The sequence below is a fragment of the Halomonas litopenaei genome, from assembly GCF_017303055.1.
Classification (GTDB): Bacteria; Pseudomonadota; Gammaproteobacteria; order Pseudomonadales; family Halomonadaceae; genus Halomonas; species Halomonas litopenaei_A.
The window spans coordinates 141239-163182 of record NZ_JAEKJT010000001.1 but is presented as its reverse complement, the minus strand read 5'-3'; the positions used below and the strand labels follow the sequence as shown (position 1 = coordinate 163182).

Genomic DNA, 21944 nt, shown 5'->3' with positions numbered 1-21944 from the left:
GAGCAAGGAGCCTTGTCATGCAAGTCAACATTACCGGCCACCACGTCGAATTGACCGATCCCCTGCGTGACTACGTACAAGAGAAGCTCGCCCGTGTGGAGCGCCACTACGACAACATCACCAATGTGCAGGTCACCCTCTCGGTGGAGAAGGAGCGCCAACAGGCTGCCTGTACGCTTCACGCTGCCGGTGCAGACCTGCATGCAGAAGCCCAGGACGGCGACATGTACGCCGCCATCGACGCCCTTGCCGACAAGCTGGACCGCCAGCTCGTCAAGCACAAGGAAAAATCCCAAGCCCGCGCCCAAGGCGCCGGAATTCGCTGACCTCTCATGACATTGGATGCCATTCTCCCCCCCGAGCGCACGCTATTTGACGTCCCGGGGGGCAGCAAGAAGAGGGTGCTGGAATTTTTCAGCACCTTCATTGCGCAGAACACACCAAGCCTGGATAGCCAGGAAGTCTTCAGTCGCCTGATCGGCCGCGAACGTCTGGGTAGCACCGGCATCGGCAATGGCGTGGCCATTCCGCATGCTCGCAACCCTCACTGCAAGGCCCCTATCTCTGGCTTTCTCAAGCTGGCAGAGCCGATTGATTTCGACGCCATCGACGGCGAACCGGTGGACCTGGTATTTGTCTTGCTGGTGCCTGAGGAAGCGGATGATGCTCACCTTGCCCTGCTGGGACAGGTGGCCGGGGTCATGAATGACGCCGATACCCGACATCGCCTGCGCCACGCGACGTCCCAGCGCGAGCTGCACGAGCGCTTGCAGGAAGCGATTCGCCAGCAAGCCCCGGGCGACGCCACGAGCTGACGGCACGCAGCGAAAGCGCCTTGATCCTATGCCTTGATGGCGCACGCCTTGCCTGGCGCCTTGAAGAATGGCGCCTCGCTGATGGGGATCTCGCTGATTAACCTCTAGCTGATTGCCATCTAGCTGATTACCATCTAGCTAGATAGTACGCTCTGATCGAGCGTGATCTGGCCGTCACCGCGCGGTTGACACCAACTGCCCTCTTATCGCCCCCTGCCAAGGAGACAGGACATGCAGCTCGTGATCATCAGTGGTCGCTCTGGCTCGGGAAAGTCCGTGGCGCTTCAGGCTCTCGAAGACCTGGGCTTCTACGCCATCGACAACTTGCCAGCGACGCTGCTGGGGTCACTGGTCGAAGAGCTGGAGAATGGACATTCACAGCGCATTGCCGTCAGTGTCGATGCGCGCAATCTGCCCGAGGCGCTGGAGCGTTTTCCCGCGCAGCTGACGGCGCTGAAGCAAGGTCCCATCGACTGTCAGGTCGTCTATCTCACCAGCGACGCGCGGATTCTGCTGGAACGCTACTCCCATACTCGACGCCGCCACCCGCTGACCCGCAATACCGACATGACCCTGGCCGAGGCCATCGAGTCCGAGCAGAAGGCGTTGTCTGGCATTCGCGACCTGGCAGATCTGATCATCGACAGCTCCCGCCTGTCCGTACATGAGCTGCGTTCACGCATCGCCGAGCAGGTGGCCGATCATCGCAGCGGCCAGCTGAGCCTGACCATCGAGTCCTTTGGCTTCAAGCGTGGCGTGCCCCCCGACGCCGACATCGTGTTCGATGCACGCTGCCTGCCTAACCCCTACTGGGAGCCATCGCTGCGGGATGCCAACGGCTGCGATCAAAGCGTGATCACCTTCCTTGAGCACTATCAGGACGTCGCCGACATGAAGCGCGACATCCTGACCTGGGTGCGCAACTGGCTGCCACGCTATCAGGCCAGCCAGCGCAGTTATCTGACGGTGGCCGTAGGCTGCACCGGGGGTCAGCATCGCTCGGTCTATCTGGCCGAGAGCATCGCCGCGGCGCTGGTCGATGACCACCCGAGAATACGCCTGCGCCACCGCGAGCTTGGCCAGCAACGTCGTCTGGACAGCGGGGCACAATGAGCGTGGCCAGACGCGAACTGACCCTTACCAACCGCCGCGGGCTGCACGCTCGGGCGGCCACTCGCCTGGTCACCTGCTGTCAGACGTTCGACGCCTCCGTGACCGTGCACCACGGTCAGCGCTGTGGGGATGCCGCCAACATCATGTCCCTGCTGATGCTGGCGGCCCCCTGCGGCACCGTGTTGACCCTGGAAGCAGAAGGTCCCGACGCCGATGCGGTGCTCGACGCCCTTGAGGCCTTGTTCGTCGCACGCTTCGACGAAGACGCCTAAGGCCCTCGGCCACTGCGCTGACCCTGCCCTACCCTTCGATTTCGCCTCGCTTCAAAGGACATCATGCAGCTTATCCAGACTGGCAAGTACACCGAGGTCCACTACGACCCGGACCAGGATGCCTTTATCAAGACCTTCACACCCAAGGCGAGCGATCGCTGGCGCTACCGCCTGGGCATTCGCCGCTACCCGGGACACAACTTTCGCTACGTAGCCCGTCGCCTGGAGCGCCTGGGAATCGACACGCCCACCATTCTTGACGCTCAGCGCTACCGTCTGGTCACCGCCAACGTCCATGGTGTGGCGCTGAAACAGCTGGTACTCGATGATCCCGCCTTGCAGGAGCGCTACCTGGACATCCTGGAAGCGCTGTATCGTGACCGCATTCACTGTCGAGGCCTGCATACCGACAACTTCCTGGTGGTCGACGGTACGATCATCGCCATCGATCTGGATGCCTACAAGGCCCCGCGCGTCTTCACCTATCCACGCCGGGAGTTCATCGACTGCCTCAGCCGGTCCCTCAAGAACGAGGAGTCCTTTCTGTTCGAGCGTTTCCTCAAGCGCGTCGACGCCCAGCATCCCTGAATAGCCTGACGGAGCCTACCCGGCTGGTGGGAGCCGCGGGAGCAATGGTAAACTCGACGAAATATTTTTGGTTTACTAAACCCTCAGGAGCCGAGATGCCCTCTCCCGTCTGGCACCCCTACGCCCACCTCAAGACACAAGCCGCCGCACCCAGGGTGGTCGGCGGGCGCGGCACCCGCTTCACCCTGGACACCGGCGAATCTCTGCTCGATGCGACCTGCTCATGGTGGTGCATGATTCATGGCTACGGTCATCCGCGCCTGGTCGACGCCATCAAGCAACAAGCTGACACCCTGTGCCATGTCATGCTGGGCGGGCTGACCCACGATCCCGCCGATCAGCTGGCGCGGGAGCTGGTGCGACTCACACCCGACGGACTCGAGCACGTGTTCTTCTCCGATAGCGGTTCCGTCGGCATGGAAGTGGCCATGAAGATGGCCGTCCAGTACCACCATCTGCGTGGCCATTCGGGCAAGCGCCGGATGCTGTCGTTGATGAAGGCCTACCACGGTGACACCGCCGGCTGCATGGCAGTGTGCGACCCGGAGGAAGGCATGCACTCGCTGTTTGCCGGCTACCTGCCCGAACACCACTTCGCGCCGGCACCCAAGGCGCCTTATGGCGCCACTGCGCAACAGGTCGAGGCGGATCTGGCGGCGCTACGCAGCGTGCTTGAGCAGCACCACCACGAGATAGCCGCCCTGCTGATGGAACCCCTGCTGCAGGCGGCGGGTGGTCTCAACATGACGTCACCGCACTATCTGCGCGGCGCACGAGCGCTGTGTGACGAGTTTGATGTCCTGCTGGTGTTCGATGAAGTCGCCACCGGCTTTGGCCGCACCGGCAAGATGTTCGCCGCCGACCATGCCGATATCACGCCCGACATCATGGTGCTGTCCAAAGGCTTGACCGGCGGCTACCTGGGCCATGCCGCCACCCTGGCCACCACCCGCGTCCATGACACCTTCATCGGTGACAGCCAGCTGCATGCCTTCATGCATGGCCCCACCTTCATGGGCAACCCGCTGGCCTGTCGGGTTGCGCTGGAGAGCCTGCGAGTGTTCGAGGAGGAGGACTACCTGGGCAAGATCTCGCACCTCAATGCCATCCTGACCCGCGAGCTGGCCGGCGACGACAGTCTGCGCCAGCATCCTGCTGTCGCTGACGTGCGCGTGCTGGGAGCTACCGGAGTCATCGAAGTGCACGATGCCTCCGCTCTTGCCCATGCGGCTGACATCGCCCGCTCACGCGGAGTGTGGCTGCGTTCCTTCGGCCGATGGCTTTATACCATGCCCGCCTACATCACCTCCGACGAGGAGATGCGCCAGATCATCGACGCCATGAAGGCGCCCTTCCTGGATGCCGCCTAGTCCTGTCGCACTCCCGCGATAGCGGCATCACCAGCCCCAGAACAGCAACCACCAGGCGCCCACCACGGGCGCCTGGGCCAGCACCATCAGCCCCATGGCCAGGCCACGCCGCATGCCTGATACGTAACGTCCGAGCAGGCCCCAGCTCAAGCAAGCGCTGACCACCACCACAAGGGTCAACAGCAGCGCTCTCACATCATCGGCCCACAGCAGCTGCCAGCCATCCCCACGCAGCAGCGTCAGGGTGGTCATCGACAGCCCCAGAAACACACCTCCGCCGGCCAGAGGAATCAGCGCATAGGACAGGTGCCACAGGCGCCGCCAGGACCACCTGCCCAGCAGCAGATTGGCCAACCCCAGCAGCGCGCTTGTCCAGCCTCCCAGGGTCAGCGCCGTCACACCGATATAGCCCAACAGCAGAGCGCCATCGAGCAGGCTGAACACATCGTGTTGCTCAGGGTAGCGGGTCAGCAGCCACCAGGGTGCCGTGGCATCCAGCAGCCAGCCCGCACCATGACCATAGAGCCACACCGCGCTCGATTGCTTGGCCGCCACGAACCAGGGACTCGCAGACCAATGGAAGGCACCCACCGCCACACCCAGCAGCCCAAACACCACCAGCAGGTACTCCCACACGGTGGCCGGCCGCTGGGGAGGGGGAGCGATCACCTCAGCCCCGGGGGCACGCAGCTCTAGATGAATCGCGCTCTTGTAGCCGGTGCAGCGTGAGCACAGATGGCAATCACTGGCGCTGTCCAGCTGCTTGAGTGGAAGCAGCACGGGACAGTCTGGAGCCGGTTGGCGAGCGACCTCGCCCCTGCGCCGTCTTTGGCCATAGCGGTGCCAGCTGGCTGGCTCGGTGCGAACGTGCAGCGGCGAGAGTTTGGCAAGCAGTGCGAAGACGCCGCTGACGGGACACAGATGACGACACCAGACACGCTTGCCCTTGCCGTAGACCACCCCCACCAGGGCGGCGGCTACGGTTGAGCCTCCCAGCACCAGCAGTGCCGCCTTCGGGTACTGATAGACACTGATCAATTGGCCATACACGGTGGTCATGACAAAACCCACCAAGGGCCAGCCTCCCCAGCGCATCCAGCGCGGTATCGCACGCCCCAGACCCACGCGACTGGCCGCCTCCGATATCGCCCCTTCAGGACACAGCAGGCCACACCACAGCCGCCCCGCAACGACCATGCTGACCATCACGAAGGGCCACCAGATACCCCAGAAAACGAATTCGGCGAACACGGTAAGGTGTCCCAAGATGTGAGACTGGTAGTCGGGCAGCGGCAACAGGGGGGGTATCAGCAGCAACACTGCATAGAACAGCACGACGCTCCATTGCAGCCCCAGCACCGCTCGACGATGATCGGCCAGCCAATGTCCTAGCTGATCCAGGCGCGAGCGCTCATCGTCGCCGCGCTTGACTGATGCGGACAGACAGCGACGCATGCTCACGATGCCACCCGATCTCTGCTCTGCCTACGCAGGGGAACCTGCAGGTACATGATGACCAGCCACCAATACGCGATGTAGCCCAACACCAGGGTGGAGGGCGGCCAGGCCCGATAGCCAGCGATGGAGGCTAACATCCCCCCTACTCCCTGACCGTCGTCCAGCCACTGACTGGTATCCCAGAGCGGATCCATGCCAGCGGGCAACCAGCCCAGATTGATCAACCCTTCCAGCGCCGACACCCAAAGACCGGCCGCCACCAGCAGCAACAATGCTTCGCTGATCACAAAATAGAGGCGCCAGGCAAAGCGCCGCGACGTCCATTGCAATGCCCAGAAACATAGCGCTGCCATCACCAGCCCCAGGCCGGCGGACAGGACAAAGTCCCAGCGCGTGCCCTGATGCCATTGCGCGACACCGATGCCATAGAGAAATACCAGTGTCTCGGCGCCTTCCCGGGCGACCGCCAGCGCCGCCAGGCTGGCGATACCCCACTGACGGACCGGTGCCAGGCAGCGCTGGGCGTCGCGCTCAAGTACCCCCTTGAGCGTCGCGCCATGACGCCGCATCCACGCCGCCATATGCACGATCAGAAGCGCCGCCACGGCCGACATGATCACCTGAAACAGCGTTTGGGCGTCTCCGCTCAGCACGTCGCCGACGCCCATCAAGGCCGCGCCTAACGAGATGGCCAGCGCGATGCCCGCCATGGCTCCCGCCCACAGCCACCTCAGGGCATCACGGCGCTCGGCGCGAACCAGCCAGGTGTAGAGGACACCCAGCACCAGAATGGCTTCCATGCTTTCACGAAACACCACCACGAAGGCCGCTCCATTCATGGTGCAGCCTGCTCATCTGGGGCAACCGCGATGATTTCGCCCTGCGCCTCGGGCAGGTGGAATTCATCGAAATACTCATAGCGGCCTGGCTTGAGCGGATGGATGACCACAAAGGAGTGGACGCCAGGGCCCATCACCTTCTCCTGGCGCAAGCGACGACTTTCGAACTCGACCGGGGTGGCCCCGCTGTTGTGCAACTCCAGCTTGAACCGCTCCCCCGCTCTGACCAGCAACGGGGTAGGCTCGAGACGCCCGTCATCAAGCGTCAATCGATAGCTGGGCAGGCCCTCGGCCAGGCCCTCTCCCGCAACGGCCCACAGCGACATCAGCGACAGGGCCACCAACGGCCCTCTGACGAGGGCTTCCCCCAACGGTGAACGACGTAACAACAGCATGATGTGAGTTCCCTTCTCAGTATCCGCCCTTCTTGCCGACGCCGGCATAGACGAAGTCATACTCGACGTCGAAGGGCGCATACCAGGGCGCGACCCCGGTCTCCTTGTCCACGTGGCGCATCAACTCCGGGGCTTCCACGTGAAAGGTCAGGTGATAGGCTCCCGCGCCATCCAGTGCCACATTGCTGCCATAATGAGTGCCGTCACTGGCAATCATCGGCATCAGTGATCCCTCCATCACGCTGTCGCTACCTTCCTTCTGCAGGCGATAGTCGATATGCAGAAAAGGGATCCATGCCCCGGGAGCAAAGCCATTGGCGTTATCTTCCAGGGCGTGAATATCCGCTTCGAGGTGAATATCGGCATCCCCGGCAACCAGCGCACCGGCCGGCTCCATGACGACTGGCTGCAGATACACCGCCGCCACCTCCATGCCGTTGATCAGGGCTGGCTCTCCGATGGGGTACTCGAGCGCGGAGGCGGACGAACAGACGGCAACGAAAGCGACAGCCGCGACGAGGGAACAGGCTCGGGCAGGGAGAGCAAGTGGGGACATGACGAACCTCAAGGCGTAGATGACAGGGATGGCTCGCCTCGGGACCTTCATTTACGAATGATTATCCCTTGGCGCCGTGCCACTGTACGTCGGGCCCTGTCGTCAACTACTGACGTGCGTCAAACTAGACGTGACGACTTGCACCACACCTACGATTGGGTAACGCTTACTCACCTTTAAGTGATATCAAGCAGACACTCCATGGCGACTCTGAGCAAGACCCGCACCAGCTTCTACCGTCGGCTATATGTCGCCCACCTCATCGCCAGCGGCGTCGATACGGTTCCCGCCATCACGACAGCGACCGGCATGCCACGTCGCACCGCTCAGGACACCCTGTCCGCACTGGAAGAGCTGGACATCGAATGCCACTTCGAGCATGAACAAGGCAAACCCCACAATATCGGCCATTACCGCATCGTCGACTGGGGCCCCATCGACGCGACCTGGCTAGCCTCACACGCCGAGCGGCTGCGCCAGACGCTCGGCTACCCGGCAATGAGCTGACCCACCCCACTCTGTAGCCGGCGTCATCCTGGCACTCCTCTTACGTTCTTGACCCAGTCTTACTTGACGGTACTTCACATCATGGATGCCAGACTTGAGCAGCGGGCGCTGACCCTCTCGATCATCACGACCCTCGGTGTGGCCCTGCTTGGGGTCATCTTTGGCCTTCTGGCCGGCTCACAAGCGATCTTGTTCGACGGGGTCTTCTCGACCATCGACGCTGCCATGTCGACCTTGGCCTTGGCGGTGTCACGGCTGGTCATGCGTGAAGCGACACAGCGCTTCCAGCATGGCTTCTGGCACTTTGAGCCCATGGTCGCTGCGCTGAATGGCGCGATTCTGCTGCTACTTTGTTTTTATGCGTTTCTCAACGCCCTACGCGAGCTGCTCAGCGGGGGACACGCCCTGGCCTTCGGCGCGGCGACGCTTTACGCCGTGGCGGTACTGGTCATCTGCAGCACCATGGCCATCTACCTGAAGAGGATCAATCGTCGGGCGAGATCGGAATTTCTGCGTATTGATCAAAAGAACTGGCTGATGGCAGCACTGATCACCGGGGCGCTGCTGGTCGCCTTCGTGATCGCGTTGCTGCTGGAGGACACCGCGTTGGACCACTGGACGCCCTACGTCGACTCCGCATTACTGGTGGTGCTGACCCTGGTCTTCATCCCGGTACCGGTCGGTATCATCCGTCGTGCCGCCAAGGACATTTTCCTGATGGCACCCAGCGCGATCGATCGTGAAGTCCACGCCGCCATGGCCGAGGTCATGCAGCGAGAAGGGCTTAGCCACTACTACAGCCATGTGGCGAAGAGTGGCCGAGGCCACCGCATTGAAATCCATATTGTCACCGCGCCCCACTTTGCCAGCGGGCGCGGTATGGTCGAGATGGACGAGATTCGCGAGGATATCTCGCGCCGACTCAGCATTCCGCCGGAGCGACGCTGGTTTATCGTGGCCTTTACCGCTGAGGAGCGCTGGGCATAGCGCTTCATCATGCACTGAGCCAGCGTGAAAGCTGGGTGGCATGCCCATGTCACCCTCCTACCTCGCCGGGGTAAGACCCTCAGGAATCCTATCGACGGCCAGCATGGCGTAGACCACGTGGCAAAGGGGGCGGCCTCGAACCCATTCGCAGTCGCGCAAGACACCTTCTTGCCTGAACCCGAGTCGCTCGGGAATGGCACGGCTGCGGGTGTTATATTCGGCACAGCGTATTTCGAGGCGATGCAGCGCCAGTTCATTGAAGCCGTAGGCCACCAACGCAGACACACTCGCTGCCATGCGCCCGGCGCCTTGCCTGTCGTGCCGCAGCCAGTAACCCATCGTCGCCCAGCGGTGACCCTCGACGATCCGATTGAAGCCGACCACCCCGATCAGCTCGCTGCCGCCACCTTCAGTGCCTTCCATCAGGGCGAAATGACGGGCGATGCCCAGTCGTCGCTCGGCCATGGCTGCAGTGACAAAGACCTCACAATCCGTGGGGGATACGGTCGTATCCACCCAGGGCAGCCATGGGCCAAGCGAGTCACGGCTGTGTTCCACCGCCTGCCAGATACCGTCACCGTGGACCGCCGCCAGCGGCTCTAGCCACAGCTGGCTGGAGACGGGCAGAGATGCCAGCGACGGACGGCTCATGGTGCCGCCTGCCAGCGGTCGCGACCGCTGCGCTTTGCCTCCAGCAGCGCCTGATCCGCGCGGTTCATGGTCTGCTCGTAGGTTTCGTCACCCCGGTGCTCGGCGGCACCGATACTCACCGTCACGGTCAGATCACTGCCCTCGATCAGGCGGGTTTCCTTGAGGTTGCCGCGCAGCCGCTCAAACAGAGGTTCTGCCGCCCACAAGGAAGCACCAGGCAGGGCCAGCAGAAACTCCTCCCCGCCCCAGCGACCGACAATGTCGCCGCCGCGCAGGGTGTCGCTCAGCACCCGCGCCACCGTCAGCAGGGCCTGGTCCCCCACATCGTGGCCGTGGTCATCATTGAAACGTTTGAAATGATCGATATCGACCATGGCCAAGGTGAACGGCCTCTGCTGACGCCGATTGGCCGCCATCAACCGTCGCAGCTCGGTATGCAGACCACGACGATTGGGAATCTTGGTCAGTGGGTCCAGCATCACCTCACTTTCCAGGGTCTGGTTACGCTCGAACAGCAGCTCCTGATAGCCATCGGCGATGCGCGACAGCTTGCGCTGGCGCCGCTGCTGGCGCTCGAGCCGCCGCTCGGCGGTGGTAAGATCCGACTTCACACCCCGCTGAAAGCCATCTGAGATGGCGGCCATACGCTCCAGCCGCTCGAGCTGATCGGTGTGCCGCAGGTACAGCGCCTCCAGCGGCGCGCGCAGAGGGTTTTCTGAGTACTCCGGTGACGCCAGCATTTCCTCGATGTCGCGAAGCAGCTGACGATCCCTTTCCGTCATGGGGTGACTTCCTCGATCGGGGTGATCGCGAACGGAAAACTGCAATCTTCCTTGAACTCTTCGGCAAGTTCGGCGATGCGTTCATTTCGCACATCGTAGCGCCAGTCGACGCTGCACGCGGTGCCTTCCTGATGCGCTTCTTCCATCAGGTCAAAGATATCCATCATGGCCTTGACCGAACTGGTGTTGAGATACACCAGGTCGAGCTGCACGCACAGCGGCTTATCGCCGGAACGCAGGTAGGCATCCACCCAGCTCAGGACGCTGCTGTAGAGCTCGAAGGTGTTTTCCGGATACGAGTCGCCGCGCATCGTCAGGCGCCCGGCTTCCCAGTCAGAGCGGATGTCTGGTGTCGACTGGGTTCCGTCAATCGCGAGGTCGTTAATCATGGTGATGACTTTCCGTCAAATGGTAGCGGTAATGCAGAAGAAACTTTGCTGGTCCGACATCGGCTTGAGCGTGGACCGCAGCGGCTGACAGGACTTGCGTGCCATGTCGATCAGCCCCAGGCCTGCACCCCGGGAGCCCTCTTCCCGAGGCTTCCTCAGCTGTTGCTTGTAGACCCGCTTCAACTCACTCGCGTCCAGGCCGCTCAGCTCGCCGACGGTAGCCATCAAGCGCTCACCATCGGCATGCTCGACCACGTTGCCCGCGGACACCTGATAGTGCCCTTCTGGACTGCGCGCAACGGCCACCGTGGCCGTCGCCCGATGGTCGTCGTAGCCCATGGCGATAGCGTAGTGGCTGATATTCTGCGTCATCTCGATGTAGGTCGAGAAGACGTCCATCGCCGCCGACGGCTCTGCCGACTCACTGTTCAGGTAATTGCGAATGGCCTTGCCGATTTCTTCGATCAGGCTATGAGAAATCGGGCCATTGAAGCTAAGCAGAACGCGCTGCTGGTCGAACTGCTCGCGTAGCGTCAAGAGGTCCATGGGGTGTCCTCATCAAGACCATGGGAGATGTGGGTGGTCGCCTCAGCTGACGGCTCTGATGTGGCAGCAACAGGCTGGAAGCACAGCAATGTGATGTCGTCACGCTGGCGCTGGTCGCCCTGGAAGTGCTCGAGCTCTTGCAGGAATGCCGCCGCCTGAGCGCTTGGCGTCAGCGCAGCGTGAGTCATCAGCATGGCCTCGAAGCGACGCTTGCCAAAGCCGAAGCCATCCTTGCCCCCCGCCTGATCCAGAAAACCGTCACTGCACAGGGTACAGGACCAGCCAGGGGCAACTTCCAACGTTTGATTACGATATTCACCTGGACGCTTGTAAGCCAATGCGCGGCGCCCTCCCGCCAATACCTGAAGCTGGCTGCCGTCGGTGACATAGAGATCCAACTTGGCACCGGCATAGGTCAACCGTCGCGCGTCGGCCTCCACCCATACCAACCCAACATCCATATGGGGGGTAACGGCCTCGGCCTCGGCCTCGCCAAGCAAGGTACGCCGTATACGACGATCCATCTCTGTCAGGATCGCCGCCGGATCCTCTGGCCCCACCTGATGCACGGAGTTGTCGAAGGCCGCACGTGCCAGCATGGTCATCAACGCCCCTGGAACCCCGTGACCCGCACAGTCGATGACGCCCAGCAGGTAGCCGTGGCCCGCATTGCGGAAGACGAAGATATCGCCGCCCACGGCATCCCGCGGATTCCACAGCACGCCGTGATGGAGTCCGGCGCACTGGGTCAGGTCACGGCGGGGAAGTATCGCTTGCTGCAGGGCTCTGGCGCACTCCAGAGAATCATCGATCTGGCGCTTGGCCTCGCTCATCTGATGATTGGCCCGCTCTAGTGCCGCCGTGCGGTGCCGAATACGCTCCTCTAGCTCTTCGGTATGCGCCATGACCTGGTCTGCCATGCGCTGAAAGTCCCGGGACAGATCGCCGATCTCGTCGCCCCTGTCGCTGTCCAGCTCGACATCGTAGTGCCCCCTCGCCAGCGCCTGGGCAGAGCGGCTGAGGCTCTGTACCGGCTTGACGATGAGCCGCCTCAACGCGATCACCACGATCAGCAGAACCACCACCAGACTTCCCAGCAGAGTGAAAAGTAACGGCCATAGCCAGCGCTTTTCCAGCAGGGTGGTGGCGTAAGGGTCGATAGCAGAAACCAGCCACCAGTCGAGCTCTGGCAGGTAGCCAACCGCCACAACGCGCTCCTCGCCGGACCACGGCAGGAGGCGCATGACCACCTTGCTCTGCCCTTGACGTGCGCTCGCCAACATCTCGGCCAACGCCTCAGGGTCCCCTACTGCAGCCTCCAGTTTACCGCCACTATTATTCTGGTTGCTGAGGTCGCTGGGGATCAAACGGCCATCTTCGGCCACCGCCAGTAGCTGGCCGCCGCGCCCCAGCACATAGGACGACACACCTTCTGGCTGATCATCGAAGCTGCTGGCAAGGAGACGCTCGAAGTTGAGACCACCACCAACCATGCCAAGCGGTCCGTCATCGCCATCCACACGAACGTTGATCCACACCCGGGTAGTGTCCAGAGCAGGGCTGTAGGCTACCTGCACTCGTGTAGGCGCCCCGCTATCCAACATGCGAAAGTACCAAGCGTCCTGTGGATCATCGCGACTGAGAATATTGCGCGGATCACGGCTCGGGCTCATCTTGCCGTCGTTGAAGTAGAACTGACCGCTGGCATGGTGCACAACAAAGTAATCGTCACCGTCAAACTGCTCCCGGAACCCCTCTGACTCGGCAAAGAAGCGTGCCTTGCGTTCCTCGTTACCGATATCCGACAGCCACTCTCGCGTCACCGTCAGATCACCGAAGCGTTTCGCCAGGGCCAGCTCTGTCGACAGCGGGGTCAGCATGCGCTGGGTATGCAACTGACTGTACTGCTCTGCGAAGCGCTCTCCAAAGTAGCGCTCGACGTCCTCCAGGGCGTGGCTACCGATCCATAGCACCGGCGCCAACGCCACCAGAAAAGACAACAGGGGGATCAACAGAGACTTTACGCCCAGGCCGAGGTGCCGGCTCATCGTGCCTCCTTGGCAGATATCCAGAGACGAAACAAATCTTCCATGCTTTTTCACTTAAGGAGTATGCAGTACGGCGCATCATGCCATGAAACCCCTATGTCCGCTAATGAACGCGCTTATCAGTGTAGTCTGATGTTTATGACTTCACTGATATCAGATAACTCACAGACCGATACAGGCGCTGGCCAGTCGATCGACAACAGATAAAAAAAGCGGCGAGCCAGGCTCGCCGCCAACGATCAGTCACCTGACCGAGAGAGCTCGATTGACCGACCGCAGCGACGACACGCAGAGGCCGGTACGGTTTACGACTACCGCTCGAAGCCCAGGCCAAAGGCCCCTTCATCCAATCCCATCAGGCTCTCTGCACCTGACTGCATCTGCGCGGCGTGGGCTCTGGTGCGCGGCAACAGGCGCTCGAAGTAGAAACGGGCGGTATGGATCTTGGCCTCGTAGAAGGCCGCATCGGTTGGCGACTGTGCCAGCGCCTGGCGGGATGCCTTCACCGCTTTGGCGAACAGATAGGCCAAGGTGATGTAGCCGGAATACATCAGGTAGTCCACCGACGCCGCGCCGACTTCCTCCCGATCATTGATCGCCTTCATCCCGATCGCCATGGTCAGTTCGCCCCACTGACTGTTCAACTTAGCCAGAGGAGCAACAAAGGCGGCCATGTCCTCGTTGTCTGCTTCCGCCTTGCAGAACAGATGGATCTCCTTGGTGAACACCTTCAGGCTTTCGCCTTGGTTCATCAGCACCTTGCGTCCAAGCAGATCGAGGGCCTGGATGCCAGTGGTGCCCTCGTAGAGACGGGTAATCCTGGCGTCCCGCACCAGCTGCTCCATCCCCCACTCGTGAATGAAACCGTGTCCACCGAAGACCTGTACGCCTTCATTGGTTGCCTCGAAGCCCAGCTCGGTCAGAAATGCCTTGACGATGGGCGTCAGTAACCCCAACAGCGTTTCGGCGCGCTCCCGCTCTTCCCCTGCCGACGTCTGTTCGACCACATCGATCAGCTGAGCGGTATACAGCACCAGCATCCGACCGCCTTCTGCGATGGCTTTCTGGGTCAACAGCATGCGCCGCACGTCGGGATGCACAATGATCGGATCCGCGGCCTTCTCCGGCGCCTTGGGCCCAGATAGCGCGCGCATCTGCAGCCGCTCACGGGCATAGCTCAGCGCGTTCTGGAAGCTGGCCTCGGCCAGGCCCAGCCCCTGAATGCCCACCCCGATCCGGGCCGCATTCATCATCGTGAACATGCAGGCGAGTCCCTTGTTGGGAGCTCCGATCAGGTACCCCGTGGCGCCATCGAAATTCATGACGCAGGTGGCATTGCCGTGAATCCCCATCTTGTGTTCCAACGAACCGCAGGTCACGCCATTGCGCTGACCGGGCTCACCCGCGGCATCGGGCAGAAACTTGGGGACGAGGAACAGCGAGATGCCTTTGGAACCCTCCGGCGCATCCGGCAACTTGGCCAGCACCAGGTGCACGATGTTGTCGGAAAGATCGTGGTCGCCCGCAGAAATGAAGATCTTGGTGCCACTGATGCGGTAGCCGCCCTGCTCGTCCGGCGTAGCCTTGGTCTTGATCAGGCCAAGGTCTGTGCCGCAATGGGGCTCTGTCAGGCACATGGTGCCCGTCCAGCTGCCCTCCACCAGTTTGGTCAGATAGACCCGCTGTTGCTCCGGCGTGCCGTGATGGCGCAGCGCATCTGCTGCACCGTGAGACAGGCCGGGATACATGCCCCAGGAGAGGTTGGCTGCACAGATCATTTCCGACAACAGCATCGACAGAGACGGCGGCAAGCCCTGGCCACCATGCTCGGGCTCTGCGGCCAACCCGGGCCAGCCGCCATCGACGTACTGACGATAGGCGTCACGAAAGCCGTCGGGGGCCTTTACATCGCCGTCTTGCAGACGGCAGCCTTGCTTGTCTCCGCTCTGATTCAACGGCAGCAACACTTCACGCGCAAAGCGCGCTCCCTCGTCCAGAATGGCAGACACCACGTCTGGCGAAACGTCGTCGCCAGCGGGCAAGCGGGCGTAATGAGCCGGATAGTCGAACAGCTCATCCATCACGAAGCGCATGTCGCGCAGCGGTGCCTGATAATCTGGCATGGGTCACTCCTGTCGATCCGAGGCGATGCCCGTGCCACCATGGCTCATCGGGCTTTCAAACATGTGTTTGAAAATAGCGGCGCAACCGACCACAAGTCAAGCGTTCGTTTGAACCCTTGGCATCCCAGAGACACTGAGTGTCGATGGCACGATCGTCCCTGGCACCATGGTCAGCCATGCCTTGATCACCCGTCCTGTCGTCGGTCGTACTGGCACCACAGGCATCTTGGTCACTGACGCTACGCCATCACCCTGTGGGTGACAGCCGACGAGACGGCCGTCGCCCGCGCCTAGCCGGCACACTGCGCATTACTGCATGCGAATACCGCCATCCAGGCGAATGACCTCGCCATTGAGCATGCTGTTGGTAATGATCTGCTCGGCCAGCCGGGCGAACTCATCCGGCTTGCCCAGCCGCTTGGGAAACGGCACGGCTTGCGACAGCGCTGCGACGGCGTCCTCAGGGATATCGGCCATCATCGGCGTCTCGAATACCCCTGGGGCAATCGCCATTACCCGCACCCCATGGCGTGACAATTCCCTGGCGGCGGGCAGACTCATGCCGACCACCCCTGCCTTGGACGCACTATAGGCACACTGCCCTACCTGGCCGTCAAAAGCGGCCACGGACGCGGTATTGATAATGACCCCCCGTTCACCGTCCTGACCTGGGCTGTTGTGTACCATCGTCGCCGCGGCCAGGCGCATCACGTTGAAGGTCCCCACAAGATTGATCTGGATGGTCCGGGCGTAGGCCTCCAGGTCGGCAGGAAGGCCATGGCGATCCACCAGCTTGGCCACGCTGACCACGCCGGCGCAGTGGATGACGCCGTCGACCCCCTCGCGCTCGCCATGCTGACGTGCCGCATCGAACACCGCCTGCATGTCGTCTGCTGAGGTGACGTCGGCGTGCATGGCGATAGCACTCTCACCCAGGTCCTTGGCCTGCTGGTCGATCTTGTCACTGAGGTCGCACAGCACCACCTGGGCTCCGGCTGCCACCAGTCTCTTGGCACAGGCAGCACCAAGCCCGGAGCCAGCGCCGGTGATCACAAAGGTGGCATCGTTGATATCCATGAAGTGTTCTCTCTCTTTACCAGACGTGCTTGACAACACACGCCCCGAGGGCTCCCTCGGGGCGTCAGAAGATGGCGCCAGGCGTCACGCCTTGGCGGCAGCATCGGCCCTCAACTTGAAACGCTGAATCTTGCCACTGGGGGTCTTGGGTAGTTCATCGACAAACTCGATCACCCTTGGAAAGGCGTGGGTCGACAGGCGCTCTCTGACCTGCTGGCGGATATCCTCGGCAAGCTCATCACTGGCCTCGAAGCCCTCCCGGAGCACCACGTAGGACTTGATGATTTCCCCACGAATATCATCGGGTTGCCCCACCGCAGCCGACTCCGCCACGGCAGGATGGGTCAATACCGAGTTTTCCACATCGGTCGGGCCTACCCGATAACCTGCGGTAGTGATGATGTCGTCATCTCTTCCGGCAAACTGAAAACTGCCGTCGTCGTTGCGGATGACCACATCTCCCGTCAAGTAGTAGCCCTCGGCAAACGGATGCTTTTCCTGCCAGGTATAGCCGGGAAAGAAATGCGCCGGCGACCTCGCCACGTCGACGGCAAGCACACCGGGCTCGCCCGGCGGCAGCTCGTTATATTCCGCATCAAGAATCACCAGGCGATAGCCCGGCATTGGCACGCCCATGCCGCCGACATGCTTAGGATGGTCGAGACAATGATGGTTGTTGCAGGTCATGCCCGTTTCGGTCTGGCCATAGTGATCCATCACCGCGCAGCCCAGCGCCCTTTCGACCCAGTTGACCACTTCGGTATTCAGCGGCTCCCCGGCGGAACTCGCCGCCCGCAACGACAGTGTCTCGTGCGCCTGATCAAAGAGCCCGGACGCCTTCATCAAACGATAGGCGGTCGGAGCGGCGGCAAAGTTGGTGATGTCATGGCGCTGCATGAAGGCCAGTGCGCCTTCGGCACTGAAGCCGGCCTCGCAAAAATGCGTGGTCACGCCCAACAGCAAGGGTCCGGTGATCGCGTAATAGAGGCCATAGGCCCAGCCGGGATCTGCCATGTTCCAGAAGCGATCCTCCCCACGCAGGTCGACGGCCAGCTCCATATACAGTGCAAAGGCAGGCATCGCGGAGAGCGGCACGGCAACCCCCTTGGGCTTGCCGACCGTGCCTGACGTAAACATCTGCAGGAACGGCTGCTCAGGGCCAAGGCGCGGTGGCGTAGCCGACGATGGCTCACTGGACAGGGCGTGATCCCAGTCGAGATCCTGCGGATGCGCCTCGCTGGCGCCCCCCAGCGCCAGCACCGGGGGACAGGACGCCAGACCGTCAAACTTGTGACGATTGGCGCCATCGGTGATAACCAGCTTGGTATCGGCTCGCCCGAGACGATAGTCCACGGCATCCGGGCCAAATGCTGTAAACAATGGCTGATACACGGCCCCCAGCCGCCAGCTCGCCAACACTGCGATCAACAGCTGGGGCGAGCGCGGCAGCATGCAGGCGATACGGTCCCCTGCTGCCAGCCCCTGGGCCGACATCCAAGCGGCGAGACGTGCGCTCAGGCTATCCAGTTCGCGATAGCTCAGGCGTGTAACGGACCCATCCGGTGCTTCGTGCACCAACGCCAGAACCTCGCCACGGCCCTGCGCTACATGACGCCCACAGCAGGCATAGTAAGCGTTGAGGCAACCGTCACCATGATCGTCCAAGCGGTCAATCACCTGCTGTATATCAAACGTCTCGCGATAGGACTCGGCCGATGGGAGTGTGGCATGGCTCATGACGTGCCTCTTACGTTGTGATTGTTGGAGAGCGCTGCCCTGGCCCAAGCATTCCGTTGACGTAAGCGTAAACCTAGCAAGCGCTAGGGTGAAAACTAGATCCTTCGTACAGGAGTGACAAGCACAACCGGGATAGACCATCGTCTAGCCTGACACCGCCGCCAGGATATCAGCGCCGCTGCAGACAGGATTCAGGGGGAAACTCATGCCAACGAAAGAGGGGAGATGAGCAAAGGCAATGCGAGTGAACAGAAGGGAGTCACCCAGAGGCGCTCATTGAAAGGAGCTCACGGAGTGAGGACCAATGAGATGAACTCATTGAGTGGGGATCACTGGAGGGGGAGCCTTTCGCCTGAGCCCCCTACCCCGGGATAGCGCTCCAAGACGCTGGAAAGGTGACGCTCAGCTCCGGCGGGTCAGCATATTGACCAATTCATCGGCCAGTTGCTCTGGGCTGCGCGGACCGTCCGGATCGTACCAGCGCACGGTCCAGTTCAGTGCCCCCAGCACAAAACGCGCGACCAGTGCTCGATCACCGGCCACCAGACCGGCTTCGATGGCCTCATCGATGACGTCGTTCCACAGCCTCTCGTAGGCGTCCCTCAGGTGGGTCAGATGATCCCGCGCAGCGTCGTCCAGACGTCGCCATTCGTAGAGTGCGACGACGTGGGCGTTGCGATCGGTCAACAGCGTATCCAGATGGGCACGCGCCATGACATGCAGCCGAGACAAGGGGTCTGAGCCTGCGTCGTCGAGGGCCGCGCGAGCCAGCGTCAAGGCATTCTGCGTCCCCTCTTCGATGACAGCGGCCAGAATTTCCTGCTTGTCCCTGAAGTGATGGAACAGGCTACCCGACTTGATACCCATTTCCTGAGCCAGCATGCGCACGGTCGTGCGATCGAAGCCTTCCTGGACAAACAGCTGGGCAGCGAGGCGGATCAGCTCCTTGCGGCGAGGCGAGTCATTCATTACATTCATCGACAGTTACACTAGCGCTTGCTTGGTTTTGATGAGGGAAGCATAGCGCACCCTCAGGGTCAACGCCGAGTGATCCTGTCAACGCCAGGGACCCGCAAGCGCATCTCGCCGGGCTGGGCCACACTGAAGGTCTTCCGCAGGCGCCAGCTCGCGATAGCCAACAACCACAATACCGTCATGGCCGGTCCTTAACGGGCCAGGCCATCAAGGTCACAGGAGGCACGCCATGCACCCGAACGACATCGTCTTTCTTGCCGCCGCCCGTACGCCCATGGGCGGCATGCTCGGTTCTCTTTCCAGCAAGACCGCTCCAGAACTGGCCGCCTGCGCGATCGCCGCGGCTATCGAACGAGCCGCCATTCCCCCCGACGCCATTGAAGAAGGCATCTTTGGCTGCGTTCTGCCGGCGGGCGTCAAGCAAGGGCCAGCGCGTCAGGCCATGCGTCAGGCAGGCATTCCCGACCAGCGCGGCGCCACCACGATCAACAAGCTATGTGGTTCCGGCATGAAGGCCACCATGCTGGCCCACGACCTGATCAAGGCCGGCACGGCCGAGGTGATGCTGGCCGGAGGCATGGAGTCCATGTCCAACGCACCTCATGTCTTGACGAAGGCGCGCAGCGGCTATCGCCTTGGCCATGGCGAACTCAAGGATCACATGTTCCTTGATGGGCTCGAGGACGCCGAGACCGGTCGCCTGATGGGCGGGTTTGCCCAGGACGTGGCCAATGAGCGCGGCTATGACCGGGAACGCATGGACGATTTCGCGATCGCCTCTCTTGAGCGCGCCATGCAGGCCACCAAGGCTGGACACCTGATCGCCGAGATGGCTCCGGTGACCATCACCAGCCGCCAGGGCGATAGTCTGGTCGAGCAGGACGAACAACCCTTCCAGGCTCGCCTCGACAAGATCCGCTCCCTGCGACCGGCCTTTGCCAAGGACGGCACCATTACCGCCGCCAATGCCAGCTCCATCTCCGATGGCGCCTCTGCGCTGATCCTGTCGACTCGGGCAGCGGCCGATCGACTCGGCGCTGTGCCGTTGGCTCGCATGGTGGGACACAGCACCCACTCACGTCATCCGAGCGAGTTCACCATCGCCCCGGTCGGGGCCATCGACAGCCTGATGAAGAAGCTTGACTGGAAGGTCGACGATGTTGACCTGTTCGAGATCAACGAAGCCTTTGCGGTGGTCACGCTGATGGCCATGGATGATCTCGGACTGCCCCACGACAAGGTCAACGTCTTCGGTGGCGCCTGCGCCCAGGGCCACCCGGTGGGCTCTACCGGCTCCCGGATTATTGCTACCCTGATCCATGCCCTGCGCACCAAGGGCGGCAAACGCGGTATCGCCAGCCTGTGCATCGGTGGCGGCGAAGCGACGGCCGTCGCGGTAGAGCTGATCGACTGATACCGCCTCACTCACTGAGAACGAGGCGGTCATGCGTGCCCATGTGTGTGACCCGTCATTCATCGACATAGGCCCAAGGCGCCGCAGGTGCTTTCGGCCTATGCCTCCCCTAACAGGAACCATGGATGGACCGCTCTCGACTCGCCCTGCCACTGATCGTACTGGCCCAGTGGTGTGGCACCTCGCTCTGGTTCAGCGTCAACGGCGTTGCCGCATCCCTTCGCGATGACCTGGGCTTGCAGGAAGCCGACATCGGTCTGCTAACTCTCGCCGTCCAACTCGGCTTCATCGTGGGCACCTTGGTCATCGCGGGCTCCGGTCTGGCGGACCGCCACCGAGCCAGCCGTATCTTTCTCTGTTCGAGCCTGGCAGGGGCCGCCATCAACCTGGCGTTCGTCCTCGCGGCCTCGAGCCCTGCCCTCGCCGTCGCCTTGCGCTTTGCCACCGGACTTTGCCTCGCCGGCATCTACCCGCTGGGCATGAAGCTGGTCATCGGCTGGACCCCAAAGCACACCGGCGCAGCGCTGGCCTGGCTGGTCGGCATGTTGACCCTGGGCACGGCCATGCCGCATCTACTGCGAGGCGCGACCCTTGACCTTCCCTGGGCGTGGACCCTGGCGCTGGCGTCTCTGCTGGCGGTCCTTGGCGGGCTTGCTGTCGGCCTGCTGGGGGATGGCCCCCATCTGCCGCACACCTCTGGACGGGCGTCGCTGCGCGACGGGCTGGCGGCCTTTCGTGACCGCCACTTCCTGCGTGTGGCCGGGGGCTACTTTGGTCATTGCTGGGAGCTCTACGCCTTCTGGATGCTGGTGCCACTGCTGGTGAGCCGCGAGGTAACACGACTTGCGGTGGCCAGCCACTGGACCCCCTGGCTCAGCTTTGCGGTGATCGCGGTGGGTGCCCTGGGCTGTATTGCCGCCGGTGCCTACAGCCGGCATTACGGCAGTGCCAGGGCGGCCAATCTCGCCTTGGCCACCTCTGGCAGCCTGTGCTTACTCTACCCCCTGCTGGCCAACGTCAACCCGGCCCTGCTCATGCTGTTGCTGATGCTGTGGGGCTTTAGCGTCATTGCGGACTCGGCGCAATTTTCTTCACTGGCTTCGAGTGCAGCCCCCAAAGAACGTATTGGTGCCACCCTGTCTGTGATGAACGCCATCGGCTTCAGCCTGACACTGCCAGGCATCTGGCTTGGCGCCAGCCTGTGGCAGACCCTGGATGTGGCCGTGCTGTGGCTGCTGCTGCCTGGCCCGCTACTGGGTCTGCTGTGCATGCGAGGGGTCGCCAGACCTGCGTGACTGGCGG

23 protein-coding genes are annotated in these 21944 nt (G+C 62.2%); 10 read left to right on the top strand and 13 right to left on the bottom strand.

From position 1 onward, the window contains the following. The first annotated feature begins 17 nt into the window (after positions 1–17). The 6 genes from hpf (at position 18) to bioA (ending at position 4158) form a co-directional block, all read left to right on the top strand. Positions 18–326, top strand: a complete 309-nt coding sequence (gene hpf, locus JF545_RS00825) for a ribosome hibernation-promoting factor, HPF/YfiA family (RefSeq protein WP_206937196.1) — start codon at positions 18–20, stop codon at positions 324–326. Between the two features lie 6 nt (positions 327–332). Next, the gene (gene ptsN / locus JF545_RS00820) at positions 333–815 is read left to right on the top strand and encodes a PTS IIA-like nitrogen regulatory protein PtsN (RefSeq protein ID WP_206937193.1); all 483 of its coding nucleotides are present in this window, start codon (positions 333–335) and stop codon (positions 813–815) included. Between the two features lie 231 nt (positions 816–1046). Continuing rightward, the gene (rapZ, locus tag JF545_RS00815) at positions 1047–1928 is read left to right on the top strand and encodes an RNase adapter RapZ (RefSeq protein ID WP_206937190.1); all 882 of its coding nucleotides are present in this window, start codon (positions 1047–1049) and stop codon (positions 1926–1928) included. A gap of 2 nt (positions 1929–1930) precedes the next feature. After that, a complete protein-coding gene (locus JF545_RS00810) occupies positions 1931–2200 on the top strand; it encodes an HPr family phosphocarrier protein (protein WP_206939121.1) in 270 nt (89 codons plus the stop codon). A gap of 63 nt (positions 2201–2263) precedes the next feature. Beyond that, entirely contained in the window at positions 2264–2788 is a 525-nt protein-coding gene (locus JF545_RS00805; RefSeq protein ID WP_206937188.1) for a hypothetical protein, read from the top strand. Positions 2789–2883: 95 nt separating this feature from the next. Beyond that, a complete protein-coding gene (bioA, locus tag JF545_RS00800) occupies positions 2884–4158 on the top strand; it encodes an adenosylmethionine--8-amino-7-oxononanoate transaminase (RefSeq protein ID WP_206937185.1) in 1275 nt (424 codons plus the stop codon). Positions 4159–4185: 27 nt separating this feature from the next. On the opposite strand, the gene JF545_RS00795 is transcribed toward bioA, so the two are convergent. Genes JF545_RS00795 through JF545_RS00780 form a run of 4 tightly spaced genes read right to left on the bottom strand, consistent with a single transcriptional unit; the run spans position 4186 to position 7406 of the window. Further along, a complete protein-coding gene (locus JF545_RS00795) occupies positions 4186–5613 on the bottom strand; it encodes a 4Fe-4S binding protein (RefSeq protein WP_206939120.1) in 1428 nt (475 codons plus the stop codon). A 2-nt stretch (positions 5614–5615) separates the two neighbouring features. Next, a complete protein-coding gene (locus JF545_RS00790) occupies positions 5616–6455 on the bottom strand; it encodes an FTR1 family iron permease (RefSeq protein ID WP_206937182.1) in 840 nt (279 codons plus the stop codon). After that, complete coding sequence (locus tag JF545_RS00785; RefSeq protein ID WP_224852041.1) at positions 6452–6850, bottom strand: cupredoxin domain-containing protein; 399 nt, start codon at positions 6848–6850, stop codon at positions 6452–6454. Before JF545_RS00785 ends, JF545_RS00790 begins: the two co-directional genes overlap by 4 nt. Positions 6851–6866: 16 nt before the next feature. Next, entirely contained in the window at positions 6867–7406 is a 540-nt protein-coding gene (locus tag JF545_RS00780; protein ID WP_206937180.1) for an iron transporter, read from the bottom strand. Positions 7407–7607: 201 nt separating this feature from the next. On the opposite strand from JF545_RS00780, the gene JF545_RS00775 reads away from it, so the two are divergent. Beyond that, positions 7608–7913, top strand: a complete 306-nt coding sequence (locus tag JF545_RS00775) for a winged helix-turn-helix domain-containing protein (protein WP_206937177.1) — start codon at positions 7608–7610, stop codon at positions 7911–7913. A gap of 81 nt (positions 7914–7994) precedes the next feature. Beyond that, positions 7995–8900 (top strand): cation diffusion facilitator family transporter, encoded by a 906-nt coding sequence (locus JF545_RS00770; RefSeq protein ID WP_206937174.1) that lies wholly within the window; start codon positions 7995–7997, stop codon positions 8898–8900. 57 nt (positions 8901–8957) lie between these two features. On the opposite strand, the gene JF545_RS00765 is transcribed toward JF545_RS00770, so the two are convergent. From JF545_RS00765 to JF545_RS00725, 9 genes are all read right to left on the bottom strand, one after another. Beyond that, positions 8958–9551, bottom strand: a complete 594-nt coding sequence (locus JF545_RS00765) for a GNAT family N-acetyltransferase (RefSeq protein WP_206937172.1) — start codon at positions 9549–9551, stop codon at positions 8958–8960. Then, positions 9548–10333: a diguanylate cyclase gene (locus JF545_RS00760; protein WP_206937169.1), complete on the bottom strand. Its 786-nt coding sequence runs from the start codon at positions 10331–10333 to the stop codon at positions 9548–9550. Before JF545_RS00760 ends, JF545_RS00765 begins: the two co-directional genes overlap by 4 nt. After that, on the bottom strand, positions 10330–10722 hold the full coding sequence (siaC, locus tag JF545_RS00755) for a biofilm regulation phosphoprotein SiaC (RefSeq protein WP_242520549.1): 393 nt from the start codon (positions 10720–10722) through the stop codon (positions 10330–10332). Before siaC ends, JF545_RS00760 begins: the two co-directional genes overlap by 4 nt. Positions 10723–10737: 15 nt before the next feature. Beyond that, positions 10738–11268 carry a biofilm regulation protein kinase SiaB gene (gene siaB / locus JF545_RS00750; RefSeq protein WP_206937166.1) on the bottom strand — a complete coding sequence of 177 codons (531 nt, stop codon included), beginning with the start codon at positions 11266–11268 and terminating at the stop codon, positions 10738–10740. Continuing rightward, positions 11256–13316 (bottom strand): biofilm regulation protein phosphatase SiaA, encoded by a 2061-nt coding sequence (siaA, locus tag JF545_RS00745; RefSeq protein WP_206937151.1) that lies wholly within the window; start codon positions 13314–13316, stop codon positions 11256–11258. Before siaA ends, siaB begins: the two co-directional genes overlap by 13 nt. A gap of 311 nt (positions 13317–13627) precedes the next feature. After that, positions 13628–15439 carry an acyl-CoA dehydrogenase C-terminal domain-containing protein gene (locus tag JF545_RS00740; RefSeq protein WP_206937140.1) on the bottom strand — a complete coding sequence of 604 codons (1812 nt, stop codon included), beginning with the start codon at positions 15437–15439 and terminating at the stop codon, positions 13628–13630. Positions 15440–15748: 309 nt separating this feature from the next. Beyond that, on the bottom strand, positions 15749–16516 hold the full coding sequence (locus tag JF545_RS00735; RefSeq protein ID WP_206937139.1) for an SDR family NAD(P)-dependent oxidoreductase: 768 nt from the start codon (positions 16514–16516) through the stop codon (positions 15749–15751). 84 nt (positions 16517–16600) lie between these two features. Then, entirely contained in the window at positions 16601–18253 is a 1653-nt protein-coding gene (locus JF545_RS00730) for an AMP-binding protein (protein ID WP_206937136.1), read from the bottom strand. 402 nt (positions 18254–18655) lie between these two features. Beyond that, positions 18656–19222, bottom strand: coding sequence for a TetR/AcrR family transcriptional regulator (locus JF545_RS00725; RefSeq protein ID WP_206937134.1), 567 nt, complete (start codon positions 19220–19222; stop codon positions 18656–18658). 235 nt (positions 19223–19457) lie between these two features. Here JF545_RS00725 and JF545_RS00720 point away from each other — a divergent pair, with 235 nt between their 5' ends. Together JF545_RS00720 and JF545_RS00715 are read left to right on the top strand one after the other, a co-directional pair. Then, positions 19458–20642, top strand: coding sequence for an acetyl-CoA C-acyltransferase (locus JF545_RS00720; RefSeq protein WP_206937131.1), 1185 nt, complete (start codon positions 19458–19460; stop codon positions 20640–20642). Positions 20643–20767: 125 nt separating this feature from the next. Beyond that, positions 20768–21937: an MFS transporter gene (locus JF545_RS00715; protein ID WP_206937128.1), complete on the top strand. Its 1170-nt coding sequence runs from the start codon at positions 20768–20770 to the stop codon at positions 21935–21937. The last annotated feature ends 7 nt before the right edge of the window (positions 21938–21944 follow it).

What these genes read in the sequence shown, in the direction of transcription:
- siaA (WP_206937151.1), bottom strand. Translation starts at nt 13,316, where the DNA reads ATGAGCCGGCACCTCGGCCTGGGCGTAAAGTCTCTGTTGATCCCCCTG.
- siaB (WP_206937166.1), bottom strand. Translation starts at nt 11,268, where the DNA reads ATGGACCTCTTGACGCTACGCGAGCAGTTCGACCAGCAGCGCGTTCTG.
- rapZ (WP_206937190.1), top strand. Translation starts at nt 1,047, where the DNA reads ATGCAGCTCGTGATCATCAGTGGTCGCTCTGGCTCGGGAAAGTCCGTG.
- bioA (WP_206937185.1), top strand. Translation starts at nt 2,884, where the DNA reads ATGCCCTCTCCCGTCTGGCACCCCTACGCCCACCTCAAGACACAAGCC.
- siaC (WP_242520549.1), bottom strand. Translation starts at nt 10,722, where the DNA reads ATGATTAACGACCTCGCGATTGACGGAACCCAGTCGACACCAGACATC.
- JF545_RS00785 (WP_224852041.1), bottom strand. Translation starts at nt 6,850, where the DNA reads ATGCTGTTGTTACGTCGTTCACCGTTGGGGGAAGCCCTCGTCAGAGGG.
- JF545_RS00725 (WP_206937134.1), bottom strand. Translation starts at nt 19,222, where the DNA reads ATGAATGACTCGCCTCGCCGCAAGGAGCTGATCCGCCTCGCTGCCCAG.
- JF545_RS00775 (WP_206937177.1), top strand. Translation starts at nt 7,608, where the DNA reads ATGGCGACTCTGAGCAAGACCCGCACCAGCTTCTACCGTCGGCTATAT.
- JF545_RS00740 (WP_206937140.1), bottom strand. Translation starts at nt 15,439, where the DNA reads ATGCCAGATTATCAGGCACCGCTGCGCGACATGCGCTTCGTGATGGAT.
- JF545_RS00735 (WP_206937139.1), bottom strand. Translation starts at nt 16,516, where the DNA reads ATGGATATCAACGATGCCACCTTTGTGATCACCGGCGCTGGCTCCGGG.
- JF545_RS00760 (WP_206937169.1), bottom strand. Translation starts at nt 10,333, where the DNA reads ATGACGGAAAGGGATCGTCAGCTGCTTCGCGACATCGAGGAAATGCTG.
- JF545_RS00795 (WP_206939120.1), bottom strand. Translation starts at nt 5,613, where the DNA reads ATGCGTCGCTGTCTGTCCGCATCAGTCAAGCGCGGCGACGATGAGCGC.
- JF545_RS00780 (WP_206937180.1), bottom strand. Translation starts at nt 7,406, where the DNA reads ATGTCCCCACTTGCTCTCCCTGCCCGAGCCTGTTCCCTCGTCGCGGCT.
- JF545_RS00720 (WP_206937131.1), top strand. Translation starts at nt 19,458, where the DNA reads ATGCACCCGAACGACATCGTCTTTCTTGCCGCCGCCCGTACGCCCATG.
- JF545_RS00770 (WP_206937174.1), top strand. Translation starts at nt 7,995, where the DNA reads ATGGATGCCAGACTTGAGCAGCGGGCGCTGACCCTCTCGATCATCACG.
- JF545_RS00790 (WP_206937182.1), bottom strand. Translation starts at nt 6,455, where the DNA reads ATGAATGGAGCGGCCTTCGTGGTGGTGTTTCGTGAAAGCATGGAAGCC.
- JF545_RS00715 (WP_206937128.1), top strand. Translation starts at nt 20,768, where the DNA reads ATGGACCGCTCTCGACTCGCCCTGCCACTGATCGTACTGGCCCAGTGG.
- JF545_RS00765 (WP_206937172.1), bottom strand. Translation starts at nt 9,551, where the DNA reads ATGAGCCGTCCGTCGCTGGCATCTCTGCCCGTCTCCAGCCAGCTGTGG.
- hpf (WP_206937196.1), top strand. Translation starts at nt 18, where the DNA reads ATGCAAGTCAACATTACCGGCCACCACGTCGAATTGACCGATCCCCTG.
- ptsN (WP_206937193.1), top strand. Translation starts at nt 333, where the DNA reads ATGACATTGGATGCCATTCTCCCCCCCGAGCGCACGCTATTTGACGTC.
- JF545_RS00805 (WP_206937188.1), top strand. Translation starts at nt 2,264, where the DNA reads ATGCAGCTTATCCAGACTGGCAAGTACACCGAGGTCCACTACGACCCG.
- JF545_RS00730 (WP_206937136.1), bottom strand. Translation starts at nt 18,253, where the DNA reads ATGAGCCATGCCACACTCCCATCGGCCGAGTCCTATCGCGAGACGTTT.